21 protein-coding genes and 1 tRNA gene are annotated in these 23,922 nt (G+C 54.2%); 5 read left to right on the top strand and 17 right to left on the bottom strand.

Annotated features, from left to right (window positions below):
- Positions 1 to 21 precede the first annotated feature (21 nt).
- Positions 22 to 609 carry a YqaA family protein gene (locus BC440_RS17840; RefSeq protein WP_071240823.1) on the bottom strand — a complete coding sequence of 196 codons (588 nt, stop codon included), beginning with the start codon at positions 607 to 609 and terminating at the stop codon, positions 22 to 24.
- Positions 610 to 830: 221 nt separating this feature from the next.
- Here BC440_RS17840 and BC440_RS17835 point away from each other — a divergent pair.
- Both BC440_RS17835 and BC440_RS17830 read left to right on the top strand, forming a co-directional pair.
- Positions 831 to 916 (top strand) — tRNA-Leu (locus BC440_RS17835).
- A 203-nt stretch (positions 917 to 1,119) separates the two neighbouring features.
- Complete coding sequence (locus BC440_RS17830; protein ID WP_071240822.1) at positions 1,120 to 2,067, top strand: cyclase family protein; 948 nt, start codon at positions 1,120 to 1,122, stop codon at positions 2,065 to 2,067.
- Positions 2,068 to 2,168: 101 nt separating this feature from the next.
- Here the strand turns inward: BC440_RS17830 and BC440_RS17825 are convergent, their stop codons facing one another.
- The 16 genes from BC440_RS17825 to BC440_RS17745 form a co-directional block, all read right to left on the bottom strand.
- Positions 2,169 to 3,323 (bottom strand): iron-containing alcohol dehydrogenase, encoded by a 1,155-nt coding sequence (locus BC440_RS17825; protein WP_071240821.1) that lies wholly within the window; start codon positions 3,321 to 3,323, stop codon positions 2,169 to 2,171.
- A gap of 21 nt (positions 3,324 to 3,344) precedes the next feature.
- Positions 3,345 to 4,820: an NAD-dependent succinate-semialdehyde dehydrogenase gene (locus BC440_RS17820; protein WP_175484506.1), complete on the bottom strand. Its 1,476-nt coding sequence runs from the start codon at positions 4,818 to 4,820 to the stop codon at positions 3,345 to 3,347.
- A 15-nt stretch (positions 4,821 to 4,835) separates the two neighbouring features.
- Complete coding sequence (locus BC440_RS17815) at positions 4,836 to 5,990, bottom strand: iron-containing alcohol dehydrogenase (RefSeq protein ID WP_071240820.1); 1,155 nt, start codon at positions 5,988 to 5,990, stop codon at positions 4,836 to 4,838.
- A gap of 22 nt (positions 5,991 to 6,012) precedes the next feature.
- On the bottom strand, positions 6,013 to 6,675 hold the full coding sequence (locus BC440_RS17810; protein WP_007089019.1) for an ATP-binding cassette domain-containing protein: 663 nt from the start codon (positions 6,673 to 6,675) through the stop codon (positions 6,013 to 6,015).
- Positions 6,672 to 7,448: an ABC transporter ATP-binding protein gene (locus tag BC440_RS17805; protein ID WP_007089018.1), complete on the bottom strand. Its 777-nt coding sequence runs from the start codon at positions 7,446 to 7,448 to the stop codon at positions 6,672 to 6,674. The genes BC440_RS17810 and BC440_RS17805 overlap by 4 nt, the downstream gene beginning before the upstream one ends.
- Positions 7,445 to 8,392 (bottom strand): branched-chain amino acid ABC transporter permease, encoded by a 948-nt coding sequence (locus BC440_RS17800; RefSeq protein WP_071240819.1) that lies wholly within the window; start codon positions 8,390 to 8,392, stop codon positions 7,445 to 7,447. The genes BC440_RS17805 and BC440_RS17800 overlap by 4 nt, the downstream gene beginning before the upstream one ends.
- A 1-nt stretch (position 8,393) precedes the next feature.
- Complete coding sequence (locus BC440_RS17795; RefSeq protein ID WP_063095260.1) at positions 8,394 to 9,293, bottom strand: branched-chain amino acid ABC transporter permease; 900 nt, start codon at positions 9,291 to 9,293, stop codon at positions 8,394 to 8,396.
- Between the two features lie 74 nt (positions 9,294 to 9,367).
- Positions 9,368 to 10,681 (bottom strand): ABC transporter substrate-binding protein, encoded by a 1,314-nt coding sequence (locus tag BC440_RS17790; RefSeq protein ID WP_139192142.1) that lies wholly within the window; start codon positions 10,679 to 10,681, stop codon positions 9,368 to 9,370.
- A 23-nt stretch (positions 10,682 to 10,704) separates the two neighbouring features.
- The gene (locus BC440_RS17785) at positions 10,705 to 12,042 is read right to left on the bottom strand and encodes an ABC transporter substrate-binding protein (RefSeq protein WP_071240818.1); all 1,338 of its coding nucleotides are present in this window, start codon (positions 12,040 to 12,042) and stop codon (positions 10,705 to 10,707) included.
- Between the two features lie 250 nt (positions 12,043 to 12,292).
- Entirely contained in the window at positions 12,293 to 13,666 is a 1,374-nt protein-coding gene (locus tag BC440_RS17775; protein WP_071240817.1) for a sigma-54 dependent transcriptional regulator, read from the bottom strand.
- A complete protein-coding gene (locus BC440_RS17770) occupies positions 13,629 to 15,389 on the bottom strand; it encodes a HAMP domain-containing sensor histidine kinase (protein ID WP_071240816.1) in 1,761 nt (586 codons plus the stop codon). The genes BC440_RS17775 and BC440_RS17770 overlap by 38 nt, the downstream gene beginning before the upstream one ends.
- A 288-nt stretch (positions 15,390 to 15,677) precedes the next feature.
- Positions 15,678 to 16,721 (bottom strand): L-idonate 5-dehydrogenase, encoded by a 1,044-nt coding sequence (locus tag BC440_RS17765; RefSeq protein WP_071240815.1) that lies wholly within the window; start codon positions 16,719 to 16,721, stop codon positions 15,678 to 15,680.
- Positions 16,722 to 16,724: 3 nt separating this feature from the next.
- Entirely contained in the window at positions 16,725 to 17,999 is a 1,275-nt protein-coding gene (locus BC440_RS17760; protein ID WP_071240814.1) for a TRAP transporter large permease, read from the bottom strand.
- A complete protein-coding gene (locus BC440_RS17755; protein ID WP_037990593.1) occupies positions 17,996 to 18,505 on the bottom strand; it encodes a TRAP transporter small permease in 510 nt (169 codons plus the stop codon). The genes BC440_RS17760 and BC440_RS17755 overlap by 4 nt, the downstream gene beginning before the upstream one ends.
- A gap of 55 nt (positions 18,506 to 18,560) precedes the next feature.
- Positions 18,561 to 19,535, bottom strand: coding sequence for a TRAP transporter substrate-binding protein (locus BC440_RS17750; RefSeq protein WP_063095250.1), 975 nt, complete (start codon positions 19,533 to 19,535; stop codon positions 18,561 to 18,563).
- Positions 19,536 to 19,561: 26 nt separating this feature from the next.
- Positions 19,562 to 20,272, bottom strand: coding sequence for a GntR family transcriptional regulator (locus tag BC440_RS17745; RefSeq protein WP_071240813.1), 711 nt, complete (start codon positions 20,270 to 20,272; stop codon positions 19,562 to 19,564).
- A 127-nt stretch (positions 20,273 to 20,399) separates the two neighbouring features.
- On the opposite strand from BC440_RS17745, the gene uxuA reads away from it, so the two are divergent.
- The 3 genes from uxuA to BC440_RS17730 all read left to right on the top strand — a co-directional run bounded on the left by uxuA (position 20,400) and on the right by BC440_RS17730 (position 23,832).
- A complete protein-coding gene (uxuA, locus tag BC440_RS17740) occupies positions 20,400 to 21,623 on the top strand; it encodes a mannonate dehydratase (protein ID WP_063095248.1) in 1,224 nt (407 codons plus the stop codon).
- Entirely contained in the window at positions 21,620 to 23,086 is a 1,467-nt protein-coding gene (locus tag BC440_RS17735) for a mannitol dehydrogenase family protein (RefSeq protein ID WP_071240812.1), read from the top strand. Before uxuA ends, BC440_RS17735 begins: the two co-directional genes overlap by 4 nt.
- Positions 23,087 to 23,313: 227 nt before the next feature.
- On the top strand, positions 23,314 to 23,832 hold the full coding sequence (locus BC440_RS17730; protein ID WP_071240811.1) for a sigma-70 family RNA polymerase sigma factor: 519 nt from the start codon (positions 23,314 to 23,316) through the stop codon (positions 23,830 to 23,832).
- The last annotated feature ends 90 nt before the right edge of the window (positions 23,833 to 23,922 follow it).

The raw sequence follows: 23,922 nt of genomic DNA, 5'->3' as shown, positions 1-23,922 counted from the left end.
TTCCGTTATCGTTTTTCGGTGTTAACCGTGCGGGATCAGTTTGATGGCGGCAAATCCACCGACAAGAACCACGACAAATATGGTAAAAACGAGGCCAAGCCGCCTTTCGATAAAGTCGCGAATGACCGGGCCAAACTTCCAGATCAGGGCTGCAATAATGAAGAAGCGCAAACCACGCGCCAGAACCGATGCGACCATGAATATTGCCGGATCAAGTGCTGTCACACCCGACAGGATGGTAATGACCTTGTAGGGGAACGGGCTTATCCCGGCGATGAACACAGCCCAGGCACCCCATTCGTTATAATAATCGCGGAATACATCGAACTTGGCGCTATAGCCATAAAGCTGCAATACCGGTTGGCCGATGCTTTCAAAAAGGAAGTAGCCGATGCAATAACCGGCAATGCCGCCAAGAACAGACCCGACAAGGCAGATTAACGCATAGCGCCATGCGCGTGTTGGCGCGGCAATGATCATCGGGATCAGAAGAACGTCCGGCGGGATTGGAAAAACCGAACTTTCCACAAAGGCGATAATGAAAAGTGCAATGGCAGCGTGGCGATGGGCGGCCAGGCCAAGGGTCCAGTCATAAAGGCTGCGCAGCACGGAAACGCCCTTTGCATTTAAGACGATAAAAACAATACGGCACTATGGCTCAGGAACGGCTGATGTAACCGCATTTGGGGCCGTCTCGCAATGCCGTTTTCCTGAAAAAGTCCGCTGTGGCCAAAGATGTAATTTTTGCGCAAAGCCCCATTGACCGGACGAAAATTACAGCTATTATCCGCCCCCACGATGGCGGGTGCGCAATGCACCCATATGTGCCTGCCCCTGTGGCGGAATTGGTAGACGCGGCAGACTCAAAATCTGTTTCTCTTTGAGAGTGGGAGTTCGATTCTCCCCGGGGGCACCATCGCTTTTTCAAAATCAATCTCCAAGAAATGCTCGTGGTATCCCGTGTCGTGTTTGCGGGCTGTTGCGCGCTAACCGATCATTCTAAGTCTTGAGTTGATCGATATCCGCTCCCTTTTTCGGTGGAAATGCTGATTTGCGTCACCTTTTTGTTGGCACGACAATTGCCACTCTCTAAGTGCTTATCAACTTAGGGAGGAATAAATGCAAAAAGCAAAAATCCTGATTTCTGCATCAATAATATTGGGTTTCATCGGAGCTGCCGACAGTGCATCGGCAGATGACAGGTTCATCTCGCGGTTTGGTCCGGATGATCAGATCGGAGCCGCAAACTATCTTTCATCAGATGTAACCCTTGCGGCAAGCAAGCTGATTTCCGAGGGAAAAGTCTACTCATTGGGTATGGAAATTTCGCGCGATACGCCTGCATTCGCACCGCGTGGTGTGGCTGTAACGGTTTTCTCGCCCGGGCAAAGTGGGAACAAGACCATCGGCAGTAATGCCGGAACGTATAATGACGACATGTTTACCGGCTGGCTCGGCGTGGGAACCCAGATTGATGGCCTTGGTCATCTTGGCGATCACCACACTTACTATAACAATAATCACGCCGAAGACATGGTCGCTGCCACCGGATTGACCAAGCTGGGTATTGAAAATGTTCCGCCAATGGCAACCCGTGGTGTGCTGCTGAACGTTGCCGCGATAAAGGGAGCTGCCCGGTTGGAAGGTGGATATGTCATTACCCTGGATGATATCATGGCCGCCCAAAAGGCGGCTGGGACTGAAATCCGCAAGGGTGACGTTGTTCTGATCCATACCGGCTGGCTTGATCTGGTGGGTAAGGATAATGCGCTTTATGGCAAGACCGAACCCGGTATCGGGCTGGAAGCAGCGGAATGGCTGGCTGGGCGGGGTGTGGTCGCGGTTGGCGGAGATACATGGGGCCTCGAAGCGGTTCCTCACGAGGACCCGAATGCCTTCTTCCCGGTTCATGTTAAGCTTCTGGCAGAAAACGGCGTTTATATCCTTGAAAACATCGTCACCAAGGATCTGGCAGCAGACCGCGCCCACGAGTTTCTTTTTGTTCTGGGGCAGGCAAAGTTAAAAGGCGCAGTCCAGATGATCATCAACCCGGTTGCCATTCGGTAATCCGGGATCGCCTCAATTGATTTTAAGAACCGGCGGCCAAGCGACCAAACAGGCCGCCGGTTCTTTGCCACTGTATAAATCGGAGTTCACAAGCGGCTAAATCAGAAAACGCTGCGGTAAATGGCTTCAATATCGTTTGTCGTCATATCGCGCGGATTGCTCTCGATCAGGCGATGGATTTTGGTAAAGACCTCCTCGGCCATTTCAGGCAGAGAGTCTTCGGTGATCCCCAGTTCATGCAATCGTGTTTCAAGGCCGCTGGCAAGGACCATTGCCTCAATCCGGCGAACAAAGGCCTCTGCGGCATCTTCATCGGATGAGAAATCGGCATCTTCGATCAGACAGGGCGCAAGTTCGGCATAGAGTTTACTTGCGGCGGGCAGGTTGAAGCGCAAAACTTGCGCCATTACCAGTGCATTGGCGTGTCCGTGCGGAATATGGAACCGTGCGCCCAACGGATAAGCCAGCCCATGGACGGCTGCGACTGACGCATTGGCAAAGGCCATCCCGGCAATCAGTGAGCCCTGAAGCATTGCAGATCGGGCTTCCTTGTCGCCGGGGTTCTCGATCACCTTCATCAGGTTCTTGCCGAGCAGAGAAAGCGCGGTGATTGCCATGCCATCAGCAATCGGGTTTTTGCGTGTGCGGCTGGTGTATCCTTCGATGGCATGAACCATGGCATCAAGACCGGTTGCCGCGGTGACTTTCTGTGGCAACCCATAGGTCAGTTCAGCATCCAGAAGCGCGATATCGGGCATCAGTTGCGGGGTATAAACAACCTGTTTCAGATTATTGTTATCGGTGATGACCGACACCCAGGTGACTTCCGATCCGGTGCCAGCGGTTGTCGGGATCTGGATCAGGGGCAAACGGTCGCCGGTTGCCTTGTCGATCCCGTAAATGCCTTCGATTGTCTGATCGCTATTGGCAAGCAGCGCGACAAGTTTGGCACTATCAAGCGAACTGCCACCCCCAAGACCAACCACACCATCAGCCTGCCACTCCTTGGCACCATCAATGGCCTGCTGAACGATATTCTGGGGGGGATCAGCTTTAACATCGGAGAATATCTGAACGGCAATACCAGCCGCTTCCAACGATTTTTGCACCTGATCGGCAAAGCCAAGTGTGACAATGCCCGGATCGCAAACAACAGTGACGCGGGTTGCGCCAAGTTCTTTCATCAGGGTGCCGGTTCTGGCAATGCCGCCCGCCTCGCATACGATGCGCGGGACACTACGAAACATGAAACTCATGGTGGGGCTCCTTGTTGCCGGTCAGTTGGCTTTCCCGGCAAGACCGCCGAGACACATATATTTGATTTCGACAAAATCATCGATGCCGTATTTCGATCCTTCGCGGCCGATACCGGATTCTTTCACACCGCCAAACGGGGCTGATTCTGTGGAAATGATCCCTTCATTGATGCCGACAATGCCGTATTCCAGTGCTTCGCCAACCCGCCAGATACGACCGATATCACGGGCATAGAAATAGGCCGCCAGTCCAAAGGGCGTATCATTGGCCATACGAATGGCGTCTGCCTCGTCGCGGAACCTGAACAGGGGGGCAACCGGGCCAAAAATTTCCTCGGAGAAAATCCGCATGTCGGCGGTAACACCGGTCAGGATGGTCGGGCTGAAGAAATTGCTACCCGGTTTGGCGCGTGCGCCACCCAATACTGCTTTTGCGCCACAACTGATCGCGTCATTGACAAGGGTTTCGACCTTCTCAATGGCCTTGGTATTGATCAGCGGCCCCTGGGTTACACCCTCCTCGGTGCCGGGACCGACACGCAGGCTGGCAACGGCGGCGGCAAGTTTTTCGGCGAAGGCGTCATAGACACCTTCCTGCACCAGAATGCGGTTGGCACAAACGCAAGTCTGTCCGGCATTGCGGTATTTCGATGCGATGGCACCGGCAACGGCCTCGTCAAGATCGGCATCATCAAAGACAATAAATGGCGCATTCCCACCAAGTTCCAGACTGACCTTTTTGACGGTGTCGGCGCATTGCCGCATCAAAAGTTTGCCGACCTGGGTTGAACCGGTAAAGGACAGTTTGCGCACAATCGGGTTTCCGGTCAGTTCATTGCCGATATCCGCCCCATGCGATGCGGTCACCACATTGATCACGCCATCGGGGAAACCCGCACGCTTGGCCAGTTCGGCAAGGGCAAGGGCGGTCAAAGGCGTATCTTCGGCAGGTTTGATGACAACCGTACAGCCCGCGGCAAGTGCCGGGGCACATTTGCGGGTGATCATGGCCATCGGGAAATTCCAGGGCGTGATCGCAGCAACAACGCCAATCGGTTGTTTGACCGTGATGATGCGTTTATCCGCACCGTGCGAGGGAATGACATCGCCATAAATGCGTTTACCTTCTTCGGCAAACCATTCAAGGAATGACGCGCCATAGGCCACTTCGCCACGGGCCTCGGCAAGGGGTTTTCCCTGTTCGCGAGTCATTAGCAAGGCAAGGTCTTCCTGTGCGGCCATGCACATGTCAAACCATTTGCGAAGGATGTTTGCCCGTTCCTTGGCAGTCTTTGTCCGCCATGCCGGAAGGGCGGCATTGGCGGCATCAATCGCCAGCCGGGTTTCGGATGCCCCCATATCGGGAACATCGGCAAGATGTGCGCCGGTTGCAGGATCTGTCACTGAAAAGGTTATACCATTTTCAGCCGACACCCATTTGCCATTGATATGACCAAGGGTTTGCCAAAGACCGGTATCATTGAGTTCAATCGTCATGGGGCTATCCTGCGGTTACAGCACGGTGGCATAAATGTCGCGGGCGGCTTCAAAGGTCATCTCGCGCGGATTATTGATCAAAAGACGTTCGACCTTCATCGCATCCGTCGCCAACATGTCGAGATCGGACTCGGTCACGCCGACATCGCGCAGCTGTCGGGTAAACGGCATGCGTTCGACCATGTCGGTCATGTAGCTGATAAAGCGATCACAGGCGGCATTATCATCGGCAAACCGTTCACCCGGCAGAACAGCACGGGCCAGTTCCGCATATTGCGCGTGGGCGGCATCGCGGTTGAATTTAAGAACCTCGATCAGGACAAGCGCATTACTGTGACCATGCGGCACATGAAAATGCCCACCCAGCGGATAGGCCAGCGCATGAACTGCGGCGACCGGGGCATTGGCGAATGCCATGCCGGCCATCATTGATCCTTGCAACATGGCTTCGCGGGCTTCGCGTGATGGTGTTGCCGATACCGCATCATCAATATGGGCGGTCATCAGCTGCATCGCGCGAATGGCCAAACCATCAGACAGCGCGTTTTTCTTGTGCTTGGTTGTATAGGCCTCTATTGCATGAACCATCGCATCAATACCGGTCATTGCCGTAATCGATGCAGGAAGACCCATCGTCAGTTTGGCATCAAGCAATGCGACATCCGGATAAAGAAGCGGCGATACAACGCCCTTTTTCTCCTGGGTCGGAGTGGTAACGATGGAAATGGGTGTGACTTCAGAACCGGTGCCTGCGGTGGTTGGAACCTGAATAAGCGGTAGTCTCGGTCCTTTTGCCAGACCGATCCCATAGATCGCGTCAAGTTGCTGCGGGTTGCCACACAGCAAGGCCACCAGCTTGGCGGTATCCATCGATGATCCACCACCCAGGCCGATAATGATATCGGCCGCGAAATCCATCGCGCCCTTTACGGCATCAAGGATGGTGCTTTCAGGCGGGTCGGCTTCAACACGTGTCCACAGAAGAGTATCGATCCCGTCATCAATAAGGGCCTGATAGGGGGCATCAATCAATCCGGCTTTCTGCAGGCCCGGATCGGTGATGAGGATGGCGCGTTTTGCGCCGAACTCGTTACACAGGCTGCCCAACTGAAGTGCGCCATCAAACTCGCAGATGACGCGGGGCGTGGTTTCAAATGTAAAATCTGACATGGGGGTCCTCGCGTTGGCCGGTTCAGGCGAACTGGGTTGCTGATGGGGAAACTGTGCCGCGTTCGATGCGGTAGCTCCCTGTCACCAGATCGGCGGAATGGGTGTCATCTGACTCGGAAATCAGGACGCACAAACCGCTGCTGCCAAGGTTGGAAATGACTTCGGACAGGCGGCGTGACAGAACCGGGGCAACACCTTCGAACGGTTCATCAAGCAGCAACAACTTCCGGCCCGGCATAAGGGCGCGGCCAAGTGCGACCAGCTTTTGCTGTCCCCCCGAAAGCTGTAAGGCGCGGCGCGCCCGGAACTGCGCAATTTCCGGAAGCAGGTCATAAACCCATTCCAGACGTTCCCTGGCATCGGCAATGCCGTTGGCCCATGCAGGCAGAAGAATATTTTCCTCAACCGTAAGTGACGGGATCAGGCGGCGGTCTTCGGGCATGTAACTGATACCGCCTTTTGCCCGACCAAAATCAGCCGTTTTGCGCAGATCCTTGCCATCAAAGGTAATGGAACCATCGTCGGCCTCAAGCAATCCCATGATGGCACGCATCAATGTGGTTTTGCCTGCACCATTATGACCGATCAGACCAAACATCTGCCCGGACGGAACGGTCAGCGAAACATCACGCAGGATCGGAATGTTGCCGATTGAAACATTCAGGTTCTTGATTTCAAGCGTCATGATGCGCCATTCCCCTTTTTGTGAGTGGGACGATGGCCGGTCACGAGATCACGCACGCGTTCTTCGGCAAGAACCGCCGACGGGTTGCCGTCGGCGATGATTTCACCGCTATAGAAGGCCAGAACACGCGAAACGTAACGTTCGACCACATCCATGTCATGTTCAACAAACAGCACTGTCACACCATGCTGGCGGACGGCATTCATCACGGTGTCCATCAGGGCGGTTTTCTCGTCCATGCTGACGCCACTGGTCGGTTCATCCAGCAAAAGCATCTGCGGATTGCCAATCAGGGCCATGGCGATATCCACCAGTTTGCGTGCACCTTGCGGAACTGCCGTCACCAATGAATCACGATAATTTTCGACACCGAATTCACGCAGGATGTCTTCGGCCCGTGCGATGCGTTTGTCGCTGCGAAGCGGGCTCAGGAAGCTTGGGCGTGGACTTTCGGCAGCGGCAAGGGCAACGATCAGATTGTCGATTACCGTCATTTCAGGAAATAGTTGTGCAACCTGAAATGAACGTGCCATGCCAGCACGGGTGATGGCACGTGGCGAACGGCCAAGAATAGACTTGCCGTTAAACTGTATTTCACCACGGGTCGGCTTAAGATAACCGGTCACCATATTGATGAAGGTTGTTTTGCCCGCGCCGTTGGACCCGATGACGCCAACGATTTCACCTTTGGAAATCCGGACATCAAGATCCTTTGCGGCGATGACCGCCCCAAATTCCTTGTTTAGCGATCTGGTTTCAAGAATGACAGTCATGCACGTTCTCCTGACTTTTTCCGTGATACCAGGCTCCAGAGCCCTTTAGGCAGGAAGACGATGACACCCAAAAGGGTAAATCCGAGGATCATCTGCCAGGTATGGGGAACCAGTTCGATTGCATAGGTCCGCACGACCGAGAAAACCACGGCGGCAATGAACGGAGCGGCGACATGACCCAACCCGCCGAGAAGAGCGATAAAGATGAATTCGCCCGATGTGGTCCAATAGGCCATTTCAGGGTCGACATGCCCGGTGGCCAGGGCAGTCAATCCACCGCCAAGTGCGGAAACTGCTGCGGCACAGACATAGTTGCCGTACAGTAGCCAGCGCGGCGAGAGACCAAGATATTCTACGCGGACTTCGTTTTCGCGAACGGCTTCGCAGATCACGCCGATCCCGGCCTTGGTGTAACGGTGGATCAGAACGGCAATGACCAGACCTGCCAGAACGGTCAGGGTGAAGACAGTAAGCTGACTGCCTTCGCCGCCTTCTGGCGCCCAGCCAAAGACGGTCCAGTTATGCACGTTAAATCCGTCCGTACTGCCCAGTTCAGGGCTTTTGACAAGGATGCCGAACAGGATCATCGAAAAGGCCAGCGACAGCATCGCAAAGAAGATGTCCCGATATCGGGTCAGCAACAGCCCCAGCAACATGGCAACCGCAATTGCCACCAGCATGCCAAGGGCCAGGGCAGCAATTGCATCATGGATGCCAAAGAACTGGCCACCCATGCCGACGGTATATCCACCAATGCAGTAAAATAGGCCCTGGCCAAACGATACCAGGCCGGAGCGCATCTGCATGACAACGCCTTGCACAACGAGGGCTTTGGCAAAGGCGATGGTCAAAAGGAAGATCAGCCAGCCGGGCGATACAAACCCGAACAGCACGCAGGCAATCGCAATTGCAGCAAGCGAGATTTCAGTTTTATCGAAGCGCATGTCAGATTTTCCTCGCCAAAGTACGGCCAAACAGGCCTTCGGGGCGGAACGCCAGAACCAGCGACATCACGCCGTAAATGACGAAAAGTTCGAATTCAGGGGCATAATGAACGGCAGCGGCGCGGCTCAATCCAACCAGAAGGGCGCCAACCGCGGCACCGCCGATGCTGCCAAGTCCACCAATCACGACCACGGCAAAGGCCAGAACGATGACTTCAATCCCGATACCCGGCACAACCGAGATGGCAGGTGCGGTCAGCGCACCGGCAAGTGCACCAAGGATGGTACCGATGACAAAGGTGATGGTGAACATGAGGCGGACATTAACGCCCATCGCCACCGCGATCTCGCGGTCATGGATCACCGCGCGCAATACCTTGCCGGTATTGGTGCGTTCGAGCAGCCCCCACAAAACAAGGCCAATGACGGCCGAAACCCCGACCAGTGACAGGTCGTAATTCGAAACCTTAAGCAGTCCAAAAGACGTTCGGCCGAGTTCGGAATAGGGCTGATAGGCGAAATACGGATTGACCCCCCAGACGATTTTCATCGTGTCTTCAAGGATAAGCAAAAGCGCATAGGTAATGATCACCATCAGGATTTCGTCGCGGCCGTACATCAGGCGCAGCAATCCGCGTTCAATGATCACGCCGACAATCAGTCCGGCAACCAGTGCCGCACCAACCAGCAAAAGATAACTGATCCAGGCCGGGCCGATACCGTTGTTGAAATACCAGCCAACAAGGGATGCTGCCGAATAGGCGCCAATGGCATAGAAGCTGCCGTGCGCCATGTTCAGGATGCGCATCACCCCGTAAATCACGGTCAGGCCAGCGGCCACGAGAAACAGCCACGATGCATAGATCGAGCCATCAATCAGGACGGCAAGAAGACTTGTCATCACAAATATCCAGTGTGCAGGGAAAAGGGCGGGCATCCCGCAAAAGAGATGCCCGCATCGCAGGAAGATTGCGTTTAGTTACACTGAGCGCCCGGGAAGCCCTGGGCAATCCAGTCTGCGGCAGAAACACCTTCTGGCGGAGTTACGCATTCGCCAGAGAATGAAACGGTATTGACGATGGACGCCTTGCCGTCTTCATAGTGGTATTCGCCATAGGTGATGCCCTGCATCGCCTGATGACCATTGCCGCGCGCCATTTCGACAGTACCCGAAACGGATTCAAAGGTTGCCCCCTTGAGGCCCGTCGCAAGCTGATCTGCGGTCGGGATTTCCTTGTCGGCAAGGCCTGCATTTTCAGCGGCAAATTTCAGGCCGAGGATCGCTTGTGCCATCTTGGTTGCCGGGTAAACCGGATCAAGATCATAGGCGGCGTTATAAGCACCCTTGAACCAGGTGTTCAGGGCGTTGTCCGGCGCAAATGCACCGAACGGACCGCGCGCACCAATGATCATGCCATTTGGTGCCTGATCTTTATAGGTGGCAAGGCTCGCTTCACCGCAGGTTAGCAAACCGGTGGCGTCTTCAAGAAGGCCACGGGCATTTGCCTGAAGAACCAGGGCTTCCATGTCGCCACCCCAGAAGGAGCTGTGGACGATTTCCGGACGTTTGACCGACAGGGCAGAGATTTCTGCGCCATACTGGCCCTGATAGATTTTTGGGAACTGTTCTTCGACGATTTCTGATTCCGGCAGCAGTTTTGCCGCTGCAGCGGTAAAGTCAGCCCAGCTGTCCTGACCCCAGGAATAGTTCTGCTGAATACCTGACAGACGGGTTACGTCCGGACGGGTTGCTTTGAGATAGCGAACGGCACCGATATTGTCGACCGATGCATCAAGGCCGGTACGGAACATATATTGTGCATCGGGGTTATCCGCAAACAGGCGGGGAGTGCCGCAATCATACGCAATAGTGAAGGTTTTCAGTTCTTCTGCTACAGGAGCAACTGCGAGGCAATCACCCGAAGACACATAGCCGATCACGGCATCAACTTTCTGGCGCTGGACAAGGTTGCGGTATTCTTCAACCTGCTTGGTTGCACCACCAGCCTCATCAATAATAACTGCTTCGATTTCCGCCCCATTGATGCCAAGCTTGTTATAAGGTGCCGGTACTTCTCCCTTGTTAAGCGCTTCGACAAGAATTTTGGCGGCATTCGCAGAAGGAACGCCAAACGGACCAGCAGCCGGGCCAGACAGGAAGGTGACGATGCCGACGCGGAATTTGCCGTTTTCGGCAGCCGATGCAGCTGATGCAAGGCCGGCCGTCAAGGCAAGGGCAGCGACGCCCGAAACCAGATAATTACTGAAAGTTGTTTTATTATTCTTCACTTTTTTCCTCCCTTGGGAAAGGTCTATGGAGATGGCGGTGGAACAGCCTCAGACCCACCGGCCACGGCATCGCGGCGGCGTTTGACCATCTCTTTTGACGGTTTGAGGTCTTCGGCGTCATAGATCGCCCAATTCCCCACCATCAGTTTCGATGGCGGAAAATCTTCGTTATGGACGACCGTGCCCACGGCTTGCGCCTGGACAATCTGGTGGGTGTCGGGATCGATATAGGATGCAAAGCCCGGCGGGTCTTCGGGCAGGGCCAGTTGCAACCCTTCGAGTGCGGTGATCAGAGCCCTGTCATCGTCTGAGCCGCCCGCCTTTTCGATGGCACGCGCAATTGCAATAATGCCGGTATAGGCACCCTCGGCGGCATAAGTCGGATAACGACCGGTCAGGTCATGGAATTGCGCGACAAATCGTTTGTTACGTCCGGTTTCTGGCCAATTATTGTGATGACGAGCCGAAAGGATCAGGCCGGGATAGGGCTGATTACCCAGCGCCATCATCACATCGTAATTGGCACCGGTATCAAAATTGGCCAGACGGGTGGTTTCAAAGAAACGGGTCGTTGATGCCTGTTTGATGAAGGCAATGAAATCTCCACCCCAAAGTGCGGTGACAACGACGTCCGGCTTCGCCGATTGCAGGGCATTGATATAGATCGAATAGTCCGGCTCATAGAGCTTGGGCCATAATGCGCTGACGGTTTCATATTGAACGCCAAGGCCATCGAGTGCCAGTTGCAAGTCCGTCCAGGAAACATGCCCATAATCATAGTCGGGCCCCACAAAGGCCAGCCGTTTCCAGCCAGTTTCCTTTTGAATGTCGCGCAGATAGCGCGCCCCTGCGGCCATGCTGGTCCAGCTGTCATTTGTGACCCGGAAATAATAATCATGACCGGCTTCGATGCTGAGCCGAGAAGAAGCATGATCGGTTCCGATCATGATGACTTTTTCCTGACTGGCAAGGTCGCTTACTGCGTGGGCAACGCCTGATGATACGATCCCGCAGAAAAACCGGGCTTTATCCTTGGCGATGAAGTCCTGTGCCAAACGCACGGCATAAGAAGCCTTTGATCGCGGATCATCGGCAATGATGCGAAGTTTTGGTGGGGTTAGTCCTGCCTTGGTTTCAGCGGCAAGGTCATCAAGTGCGATTTGAATGCCGACGATGCTGTCTCGACCATAGGTCGCTGATCGACCGGTCATGGGGTACAAACAGCCGATCACCGCATCCGCTTCTTTGGCTGATGCGCCCAGCTCAAAACGTTCGGCTTGTGCGCTATTGGCGACAAGCATTGTGAACGCGGCAATAATTATGGTGATGCACCCGGAAACCGGGCGTTTGAGCATCTCCATGATGTATCCTCCCTACGAATGGTTGTTCCATTCGTGTTTGTACCTTTGTCCCACTGATTGGCAAAGGCTGTGCCAACTGATCACTAAAAGGAAAAAGGCAGGGAGATTGCGGTTTTGTGCGATGGATGTGCGGGCGCTCACAAACAATGCGCGCGGGTATGAGCGGTTGGCGCTCCGAACGGAAAAAGCCATTGAGCGGTTTTCGCTCAATGGCTTTTGATTTCGTGAATGGCCGGAACCGCCCTTTTTGTTATTGCAGTCCCAGTCTTTGCAACCTTCGCTTTAAGGCGTGTCGTGAAATGCCAAGGATTTCTGCCGCCCGGCCCTTGTGCCCGTTTGCCTGATCAAGCGCGTCCCGCACCAGAGTGCGTTCCGTGGTATCAAGGCGATCCTGCAATTGCGGCGCGTTAGAGCTTGCGGGCTGATGGGGTTCCCGTTCGCCATGCAACTCGTCTTCATGAAATTCGGCAGGCAGGAGTTCCGGGTAAATCATCTTTGCCGGATACAAAATGGTCAGCCGTTCGATCAGGTTTTTGAGTTCGCGTACATTCCCGCGCCAACGATGTGCAAGCAAAATATCAACCGTTTCCAGTGCAAACTTGATCGGTTGGCATCCCTCGGCCTTTGCCTGTTTATCGGCAAAATGTTCGACCAGTTTGATGATGTCGTCCCCCCGTTCCCGAAGGGCCGGGATATCAATGGTAATGACATTCAACCGATAGAACAGGTCTTCGCGGAAATTGCCTAGACGGACTTCTTCGGCAAGGTCGCGGTTGGTTGCCGCAATCACACGTACATCGGCCGATGCCGAATGCTCGCTGCCAACCGGGCGATAAGCACCATTTTCCAGGAAGTGCAGGAATTTGGCCTGCAGAGCCAGCGGAAGTTCGCCGATCTCGTCGAGAAACAGGCTGCCACCATCTGCGAGCTTTACCAGACCGGTACGTTTCTGATGGGCACCTGTATAGGAGCCTTTTTCCGCGCCAAAGAGTTCGGACTCAATCAGTTGCTCGGGCAATGCTGCGCAGTTCACCTCGATGAAGGCGCGCGATGATCGTGGGCTTTCGCCATGGATTGCCCGTGCGACCAATGCCTTGCCAGTGCCGGACTCTCCCAGCAAAAGAATACGGCTGGCACTACTTTTGGCGACGCGTTCAATAGTGGTGCGCAGGTTGTTCATGACTGTGCAATCGCCGATCAGGCCGTTGGCCGGAACATCGCGTTTACGATGATATTCCAGTTCCAGTGCCGTCTGATTTTGATCCAGAACGGTATTGATCGTGTGGATCAGCTCATCAAGTTCGAACGGCTTGCTAAGATAGTCTGCGGCCCCAAGTTTGACGGCCTTGACTGCCGCACGGGTATCGCCATGCGCCGAGATCATGATCGCAGGTATATCAATGTCAAGATTACGGATACTGTTCAGGACCTCCATGCCATCGGCGCCGGGCAGGCGCAGATCAAGCAGGATAATGTCGAACTGGTTCTTCCGAACTTCGAGAAAGGCATCTTCGCCGGAATGAACGCCCGTGACGTCCATACCTTCTGTTCTTAGTGCAAAACTCAAAGAACGAACGAACGATTCCTCATCGTCGACGATCAGTATTCTGATCTTCTGTGACATTTTCGGGATATTCCTCCTCGGAAGTTCCTGCTTTTGCGGCGAGGAACTTCAATGTAATTGTCGTGCCCTCTTGCGGGGCGCTTTCAATATGAATGGTACCTTGATTGGCCTCGACGAGCTGCTGGCTGATCGTCAGGCCAAGACCGGTCCCTTTGCTTTTCATGGTAAAAAATGGTTGTACCACGTCAAGCAAATGCTGTTTGGGGATGCCCGCGCCATCGTCTGTGACGCGGATTTCTACCCATTCTTCGTTCTGTTCTGCCCGCAAACCGACGGTGCCGCCGACCTTGCAGGCCTGAATGGCATTGATGCCAAGATTAAGCAGAACCTGCAAAACCTGATCCGGGTCGATATGAAGCTTCAGCCTGGAATCGCCGCTGGTGTAAAACCGGACATTCGCTTCTTTGGCAATCGGTTCAAGAACTCGGGAAGACTGACGAAACAGCTCGCGAACTTCGGCATTTTGCAGATTGGCCTCTCCCGGGCGTCCATAAGCCAGAAGATCGTTCACCACGCGTGAAAGGCGATCAATCTGATGGCCCATGTCGTCAAGCAAGACCTTGCGTTCACCATCCTGTTCCTTGCGGGTGAGGGCCTGAACGGTGGTTTTCATCGTGGCCAACGGATTGCGAACTTCGTGGGCAACGCCCGTTGCAAACTGTCCAAGTACTGCAAGTTTTTCGGCGCGAACGGTTCGGTCAATCAGGTCTTTAAGCTGCCATGCCATGGTGTTGAATGCTTTGGCAACCGTGCTGATTTCATCACGGCGGCGGCCTTCGGGCAGACGGTAATATAGATCGCCTGATGCAATGCTGTGCGCGCCCTGAACCAGTGTATCAACCCTTCGCCGCAGGCTGCGCGACAGGGCAAAAAAGATTGCCAGAATGACCAGGATTATAAGGGTCGCTGTGACATAAAGCCAAAACCGGGTCTGATCAATCGGTTGCAAAATGGTGCCTGGATGAACACTCATGACGATATTCCAGCCCGGAAGAATGCTGGGGCCTTCAATCAGTTCACCGGTGACTTCGGCCGGACGGCCCGTTGGGTCCAGAACAACACCACCTGGCGTTCGCAAAAGCGGTTCAATCACCCCGGCAACACCAGCACTGACAAGGAGTTCGGTCAGGGATGCAAGACGCATATGAAGCGCAACAGACGTATTCTGGCCAAGCCCGTTATCGCGAATATGCTGACGCATCAAAATCCAGCCGGAATTCCCATTTTCGGGCAGTTGCGGCCCGATGAATTCGATACCTTCATGTTCGACGCGGGGAAGACCCCGGATATCCCAACCGGTTTTGGACCAATATGGCGGGCCGGACGCGGCTTGCCCGGCAACCAGTCTGTCCAGATTATCATTCCAGTCAAAAAACAGCACGCCATACAAATCAGGTGAATCCGCCTCGACCCGCAGCAATGCAAACGCCTCTTCTGCCTGCGGTGAATTTGGCGCATCAATGAAGGCCGGTAAGGCCGGGTGGTTTGACAGGGTCACCAATTGATAAATGCGGGCGTCCAGAAATGCGGAAAGTTTGTTTGATGTTGCTGCAACCTGCGCGCTCAGGCGCTCACCCGTCAGGCGGTCAATCAGTTCATTGGAAAAACGCTGATAAAAGAAGCTCAGTGCGACAAGCGCACATATTACAACGCCGACCGATAAAAGCGTGTATCGGCCAACCAAACTCATACGCTGATTGCGCGACCAATGGAAACCGGACACTTAGCGCCTCCCATGCGCTGGTTTTACCAACGCGCATTGTTCATTTGCTTAGTTCTGTCGGAATTGTCTTCATCCGGCAAGTCAAACGTCTCTTTTGCCCAAGGACGACAATTTAACAAGTCGTCCCGGAATGTGAGGCACATCAATCTTCAGCCGCGTGCCGGGGGTTTGGCAAGATGGTAAACCTGCCAGACGTTTCATCGGGCCTAACTAGGGGGCCTCATGAAGAAGGCTGTGACATGAATAATGCCACAGCCTTCTTGGTATTCGGATAAACAGGAAGCAAGTTCAATTGGCGAAAGACAATTGAACTTTAACCGATTTGCTTCGATCTCGTGCGACTTCAAACGCTTCTTGTGCGGTTTCAAGCGGATAGGTTTGGGTGATGATTGGGGTGACATTTATGTCACCGCGGTCAATCAGGCGCACAGCATCGGCAAATTCCGCGTGGAATCTGAAGGTTCCGGTGATCGTGATTTCCTTGGCGACCAGCGGGTTGAAGGGGACAGGGATTTCACCTGCAACCCCGACCTGAACCAGAATACCCTGCGGCCGCAAAACACTGATTGCAGACCGCAATGCTGCCGGGGCTGCCGAACATTCCAGACAAACGTCAAACTGACCTTTGTCCTGTTCATAGGCTTTCAGGTCGTCCGCGGCATTGGCGATATTGATGGTGCGGGTTGCACCCATTTGCTGCGCAACATTCAGCGCGAAATCCTGCAAATCGGTAACAACGATTTCACTGGCCCCGGCACGTTTGGCCGCGGCGGCACAAAGGCTTCCAATCGGGCCAGCCCCGGTAATCAGAACCTTTTTCCCCGAAAGGTCACCAGCACGCGCCACGGCATGCAGACAGACTGCCAGTGGTTCTGCACAGGCGGCATGGCCGATATCTGTTTGATTGCTGATCGCAAAGCACTGGCCTTGCCGGACATTGACCAGATCACGGAATGCTCCCTGAATATGGGGCATTGGCATTGCAGAGCCGAAGAACTTCATGTTCAGGCAATGCTGCTGCAGGTTTTTCTTGCAATAGCTGCAAGTGCCGCATGGGTGACTTGGATTGATCGCGACCTTTTGTCCGATGACAAGCCCGGTAACATCGGGGCCAAGTGCAACAATCGCCCCGGCGGCTTCATGGCCCAGAATGATCGGTTCGCGCACGCGGATCTGGCCGATGCCGCCTTCGAAATAATAATGCATATCCGAACCACACACACCGCCGGCCCCGACGCGGATAAGAACTTCGTCATGGGCGGGAGCAGGGGCGTTTTCTGTTTCGATCCGCAGATCGTCTTGGCCATACAGACGGCAAACACGTGTTTGCATAGATTACTCCATCAGGGACGGCAGCCAGGTTGACAGCGCCGGGATATAGGAAACAAGAAACAGGATCATGATGTTCGTCAGAAGGAACGGCATCAGGGCCCGGATCACCGTGGTGACCGGTGCCTTGGCAATGTTTGCACAGATAAACATGCAAATCCCAACCGGCGGAGTTGTCAGACCGATCATCAGGTTGAGAACGGCAAAAACCGCAAAATGGATCGGATCAACTCCGACATTGGTCGCCAGTGTCAGAAGCGGCACAAACAGGATGATCAGGGCTGCGATGGTTTCCATGAACATGCCGACAACAAGCAGCACCAAATTGATCAGTAGAATGACGACATATTTATTGTCGGTCACGGACAAGACCGCATTCGAGATCATCTGGGGAATGCGTTCAGAAACCAAAATCCAGCCAAACACGTTGGCCAAACCTACAAGGGCCAGAATGGCCGCCGCAGTGACGGCGCTATCGACAATGATTTTTGGAACCTTGCGCAGTGGCAGTTCACGATAAATGAAGCAGCCCACAATCAGGGCATAGAGGCTTGCGATGACGGCGGTTTCTGTAGGCGTGACTATGCCGCTTAGCAGACCGCCAACGATTAGTGCGGTCATGGCAAGAGCCCAGAAGGCCCCCATGAAGGAGCGAAGCAGTTCGCCAAAGCCCTGCCATGGCTGGTGGGGGAATTTGCGACGAACAGCGATGATGTAGCAGGTAATCATCATGGCAATGCCCATCAGGATGCCCGGGATGGCTCCGGCGATGAACATTTTGCCAACAGAGATACCCGAAAGTGCGCCGACGATGATCATTGGCATGCTTGGCGGGATGATCGGGCCAACCGTAGATGAGGCCGCGGTCACCGCAGCAGAAAAGGCAGGGGTATAACCGGCGCGGACCATGCCGGGAATCATCATGCCACCGATGGAAGCAGCATCGGCAACCGCAGTACCAGAAATGCCACCAAACAGCATGGAGCCGGTAACGTTGGTAAGGCCCAGCCCACCGCGCATCCAGCCCACCATTGCATTGGCGAACCGGACGATGCGCGGCGTGATGCCACCCCCATTCATCAGGTTCCCGGCAAGGATGAAGCCAGGGATGCAAAGCAGAACAAAGACGTCCATTCCCGCGAACATTTTTTGCGGGATGACGACGAGCGGAATGCCTTCAATGAGCAGATAACAAAGCGAAGACAGGCCCAAAGTAACGGCAACGGGAAGCCCGATAACAAGGCCAAGGGCGAAAACGCCAAGTAAGATTGCAAGGCTCATGGAAAGTCCTTTGTCGTGTCTTCGGGTTTTCCGTCAGATACACCGGCGATAACACGGATCATACGCAAGGTTGCGAAAAGGCTAAGCAGCACGAGAAGGATGAATACCGTCGCGTGGATAAAGTCCATTCGGACCCCGAGTGCAGGCGAGGTTTGCATGACACCGATGGAAACGAACCTCCATGCGGGGGATACCAGAATCAGGCAGAAGCCAGTGGTTAGTGCGGCTGAAACGAACATGAGCGCTCGCTGTATGCGCAGGGGTAGCATTTCGCATACGATATCAACATTGACCAATTCACCATTGCGGAACGAGAGACCAACGCCGAAAGCGGCGAGAAATAGCAGGGCATAGCGCGTTAGTTCTTCTGTCCAGACCGGAGAGCTGGGCATGAAGGTGCGCGAAAAGACCTGTATCAGAACCGTGCACATCAGGATGCTGAAGGCAGCCCCCGTTGCGATGCGACACAGTGCGATAATGAACGCGTATAATCTGGCAAAAAGCACGTTGCTTCCCCGTCGGAAAGAGATCGGTCACGCGAAGTGACCGATCCCGCACATTTTATTTTGTGAAGAGTTCTTCGACGAACGGACGAATTTCGTCGGAAACATTGGCGAGAACTGCATCTTTAGCTTTTGCAGCAAAGGCCTTTTTGTCGACTTCAACAAAGGTCATGCCTTTTTCCTGAAGTTCTTTGGTCAGGCGTTCTTCGTCCGCGGCGAACAGGTCGCGTTCGTAAGCTTGTGCGCGTTTTGCGGCCTCGGTCACTGCAGCCTTGTCTTCGTCAGACAGGTTGTTCCAGGTGATTTCCGAAATGGTCAGGTAGATCCATGAACGAACATGCTCGGTTTTGTTCACGAATTTCTGAACTTCATTGAAGCTGGCGGAATCGATGAGAGCAAGCGGGTTTTCCTGCGCGTCAATCGTGCCAGCCTGAAGCGAGGTAAAGACTTCGGAAAACGCCATCGGTGTCGGCTGTGCGCCAAGCGCCTTCCAGACATCGAGGAACAGCGGCACGTTCGGAACGCGCATTTTCAGACCATTGAGATCATCCGGGCTTTTGATTTCACGGTTCGAGGTCAGGTTACGCGGACCACGTGCAAAATAGGCGATCGGACGAATCTGTGCCTTTTCGACGATCTGATCTTCGATTTTTGAACCGATTTCGCCGCTGGCAACCGCATCCATGTCTTCTAGAGTGGGATAGGCGTAAGGCACAGCCAGAAGGGCCGCCATCGGAGCCCAGTTCTGAAGGCTTTCACCGGTAATAGTCATATCGACCGAACCAAGCTGCATGCCGTTGATCAGGTCGATTTCCTTGCCGAGCGTTTCGTTCGGGAAGACCTGAACATCAATGCGGCCGTCGGTAAGGCTTGAGAGTTCTTCGCCGAATTTGACCGCAGCCTTGTGCCAGGAATTCTGTTCATTGGCGAGATGGCCAAGTTTGAGGGTCATTTCAGCCGCAATCGCGGAACTGCTCATCATCATGGCTGCGACACCAGCGATCATAAGTTTTTTGGTCGTTTTTTTTAGCATATTTTCCTCCCAGTTCGGTTGACGTCTCAGGATGACAACGCAGAATTGGCGTCATCAAAAAGCTCCGTTTTGGAGCGGGCAATATCAGGCAGCGTATGCAGGATTTCACGGAGGTGTTCACGCATGGCTGCGCTGGCTGTTTCGGGATCACGGGCTGTGATCGCCGCAACAATTCGGACATGCTGTTCGATGATTTCATCCATCGGAAACTGGAAGTAGCTGAGATACCGGACCCGGTCGAGCTGGGCGCGGACGTCTTCGACTACTTTCCATGCATAGGTTTTCCCCGCGGCTTCGGCGAGGCAGCGATGGAAGTCATGATCCAATTTCAGAAACGACCGCGCATCGCCTTTCATTGCTTTGCGCTGATCGGAAATCAGTTGTTCGAGACGGGCAAGAAACGCATCGTCAGGTTCTTTTGCAACAAAGCGTGCAATGTCGGCTTCAATGGCTTCGCGGACAAATCGTGCGTCAAGAACAGCGGCAACAGAAATTTTCCGCACATAGGTTCCGCGCTGCGGACGAACTTCCAAAAGACCCTCGTCGGCAAGCTTGATGAAAGCTTCGCGGACAGGTTGGCGGCTGACATTAAAATGTTTTGCAAGTTCTGCTTCGGACAGGCGCACACCGGGAAGCAGGTCCGTACACACGATCCGTTCGCGTATGATGCGATGGATCTGTGGGCCGACAGCCTGATCGTGCGTGATTTCCCAGTCGTTTTGTTCGGGATCGCCCATCAATCTCTCCTTGCTTTTCTGATTCATGATGCATACTACCATACTAGTCAACAAAATTATGTCGTGATACTGTTCACAACCGTTATAGTCGGTGTTGAAGACACCACGCCAATACAGAGAGAAACACATGAAACAAACCTGGAGATGGTTCGGCCCGAGTGACCTGGTCAGCATTGACGATATTTGTCAGGCCGGTGCACATGGTGTGGTTTCCGCCCTTCATCATGTGCCGAGTGGCGCTGTCTGGACTTCCGATGAAATTGCCAGGCGTCATGCCGAAATCGCGACCATGAAAGATGGTGCGCCGTCGGGGCTGACCTGGGATGTTGTTGAAAGTCTCCCGGTTTCCGAATCGATCAAACGTCAGGTTGGTCCGTGGCGTAATCACATCGAAGCTTACAAGCAAAGCCTTCGCAACCTTGCCGATTCCGGCATCCGTATTGTCTGTTACAACTTCATGCCGGTTCTTGACTGGACACGCACGCATCTGAATTGGCGACTAGCCAACGGTGCGACCTGCATGCGTTTTGACCTGACCGATTTCGTCGCGTTTGACCTGTTCATCCTGAACCGTGCCGGTGCGGAAAATGACTATCCCGCCGGAATCGTTGCCGAAGCCAAAAACCGTTTTGCCGAAATGACGGACAAACGCCGTGCCGAGCTGGAACGAACGGTTGCCTTTGGTTTGCCGGGGTCGGTTGAAAACCTCTCTCTGGATGATCTGCGTGCCCTGCTTGAAACCTACGCCGCGATCGACGCCGATACGCTGCGGGCCAATCTGGTCGCGTTTCTCGAAGAAGTTGTTCCGGTCGCGCGCGAGGTTGGTATTCGTATGTGTTGCCATCCCGATGATCCCCCCTTCGCGCTTCTGGGGTTGCCGCGGATCATGTCGACCGAAGACGATTACGCCTTTATCATGCGTGCTATCGATATCGCGGAGAACGGTATTACGTTATGTTCCGGCTCGCTTGGTGTCCGTCCTGAAAATGACCTGCCGGGGATGATGAGGCGCTGGGGGGATCGCGTGCATTTCATCCATTTGCGCAATACCAAACGCGAAAGCGAAGGCTTGCCGTGCAGTTTCCACGAGGCAGAGCACTTGGACGGTGACACCAACATGGTCGATCTGATCGAGGAAATCCTGCGAGAGGAAGCACGCCGGAAGGCTGCGGGACGTGCGGACTGGAACATCCCCATGCGTCCGGATCACGGGCAGGATATTCTTGATGACCTGAACCGGAAGGGACAGCCGGGTTATCCGGCGATCGGGCGTCTCAAGGGCCTTGCCGAGTTGCGGGGGGTAATGACGGCACTTTCTGCAAGGTTTGATTTGCTTGGGGCCCAAAAATGACACCTTCTGATAATTCCGCTGCTGCCCCCCATGCAGATATGGCAACGGCCGGTATCGTGCATATCGGCATTGGTGCTTTTCACCGTGCCCATCAGGCGGTTTATACCGACGTGGCGATGCAGGCCAAAGGCGGGAACTGGCGCATCCTCGGTGTCAGTTTGCGCAGCACTGATATTGTCGATGCCCTGAATGCCCAGGACAGCGCCTTTACGGTGATTGAACGTCATCCGGATGGCCCCAAGGCCCGCAGGATCACCAGCCTGTCAAAGGCAATAGCGGCTTCGCGCGATGTTGCACAGGTTTTGGATGCGCTTGCCGATCCGGAAATCCGGATTGTTACCATCACGGTCACCGAAAAGGCATATGGCATTGATCGGGTGTCGGGGACGGTTCAGGCGGAACATCCGGCTGTAAAACATGATCTGGCATATCCCGCCACGCCAACCGGGCTTCTCGGGATATTGGTTGCCGGGCTGAAGCGCCGCAAACAGGCCGGTATTCGTCCATTTACAATCGTTTCTTGTGACAACCTGCCATCGAACGGGGTGTTGTTGCGCAACGGTGTGATTGACTTTGCCAAGCGGAGCGACCCGGACCTTGCAGGCTGGATCAAGGATAATGTGTCGTTCCCTTCGACGATGGTTGACCGGATTACCCCGGCTGCAACCGCGACAACGCTTTCGGATGCCAAGCGTTTAACCGGGATCGACGACCCGGCGGCAATTGAAACCGAACCCTTTTCACAGTGGGTTATCGAGGATGATTTCCCCGATGGCAGGCCCGCCTGGGAAGAAGCCGGTGCAATTCTGGTTCACGATGTAGAGCCATACGAGCTTATGAAGCTTCGTATGCTTAACGGCAGCCATTCCCTGATCGCCTATTTGGGGCAAGTCGGTGATTACCGCTATGTCCGCGACGCCATGGCGAACGAGGCTTTCTCGCAACTTGTTGCGCAGCATATGGAAAATGCTGCTGCAACGATGGCACCGCTTGCCGGGATTGATTTTTCGGATTACGGGGCCGAACTGGTCGCGCGTTTCCGCAACCCGGAAATCGCACATGAAACTCGCCAGATCGCCATGGATGGCACAGAAAAACTCCCGCAGCGGATTTTTGCCCCGGCCTGCGACCTGCCACAGGAAAGCAAGAAGATCGGTACATTTGCCCTTTGTTTTGCTGCCTGGATGGCTGTGATGCGCCAGCGTGTCAACACTGCGCCAGACGCAGCTGCCGAACTTCTAAATGACCCGCGTGCGGACGAAATAATAGAAGCATTGGCCGGTCATCAGGATGCAGCAGATATATATGAAAATCTTGCGAAGCTTCCCGGCTGGATGCCCAGACAGTTGCAGGACAGTCCGTTCTGGCGTGAAGCCGTAATTGAACGTTTGGCCATGTTATTGTCGGACGGCGCCGATGCTGCCATTACCCACGAGATCAATGCGTGGCTTTGCCCTTGTTAATCGTGGTCGGTGAATGGGCGATCGAAAGGGCATCTGATCAGCTAAGGCATCGCCACTTATCGATGCTTCGCATGTTTTGATTGGTGTGGTTACAAAAAGCATCAACAATATTGAAAATGATTATCATTACTGATACTTTCCGCTCGTCACCGTTGTGGGGGCTGTCTGTCCGGGCGCGCGAAACGGGCCATAGGGCGGAGTTTCATAGGTAATGATAGAACATACGCATGAGTTTCTGGCGGAACACACTTGCAAAGCTGTTCGAAGACCATCGGCGTCAGCTTGTCGCGATGGTTGTTCGGCGGATACGTGATCGTGAAGTTGCGGCCGAACTTGTGCAGGATGTCTATGCGCGTCTGATGCAGTCCGGTGATTGCGGCGAGCCGGAAGCCAATACCAAGATGCTTTATGCGTCAGTACGCAATGCCGTCATTGATCATCACCGCAGCACCTTTGGCCGCGCGAAGGCCATGAACGGGGTCCTTCCGGATCAGATATGGCAGTGTGAAACGACGTCTCCTTACGATCATACCGAAGCCCGTCAGGCGCTTTCCGCGCTTGACCGTGCCTTGCTGGAACTTTCGCCAAAGGCGCGCGAGATGTTCATCCTTCATCGTGTCGATGGCATATCCAACGCAAAATTGGCGAAAAAGTATGGCATTTCCGTCAGTGCGGTGGAAAAACAACTGGCCCGGACCATGCGCCATTGCCAGGAACGGCTGGCAGCCTATCGCGACGACGTCTGATAAATCCCATACGTGCTATGAGGATATTTTATCGTCATCCGTTATTGTTTATAGAAAGGGAATTTGGCGGATCACATCATTTACTGATAT

It is taken from the genome of Thalassospira sp. MIT1004 (assembly GCF_001858545.1).
Taxonomy (GTDB): Bacteria; Pseudomonadota; Alphaproteobacteria; order Rhodospirillales; family Thalassospiraceae; genus Thalassospira; species Thalassospira xiamenensis.
The sequence above is the reverse complement of the archived record's forward strand: the minus strand, read 5'-3'. Positions and strand labels throughout refer to the sequence as shown.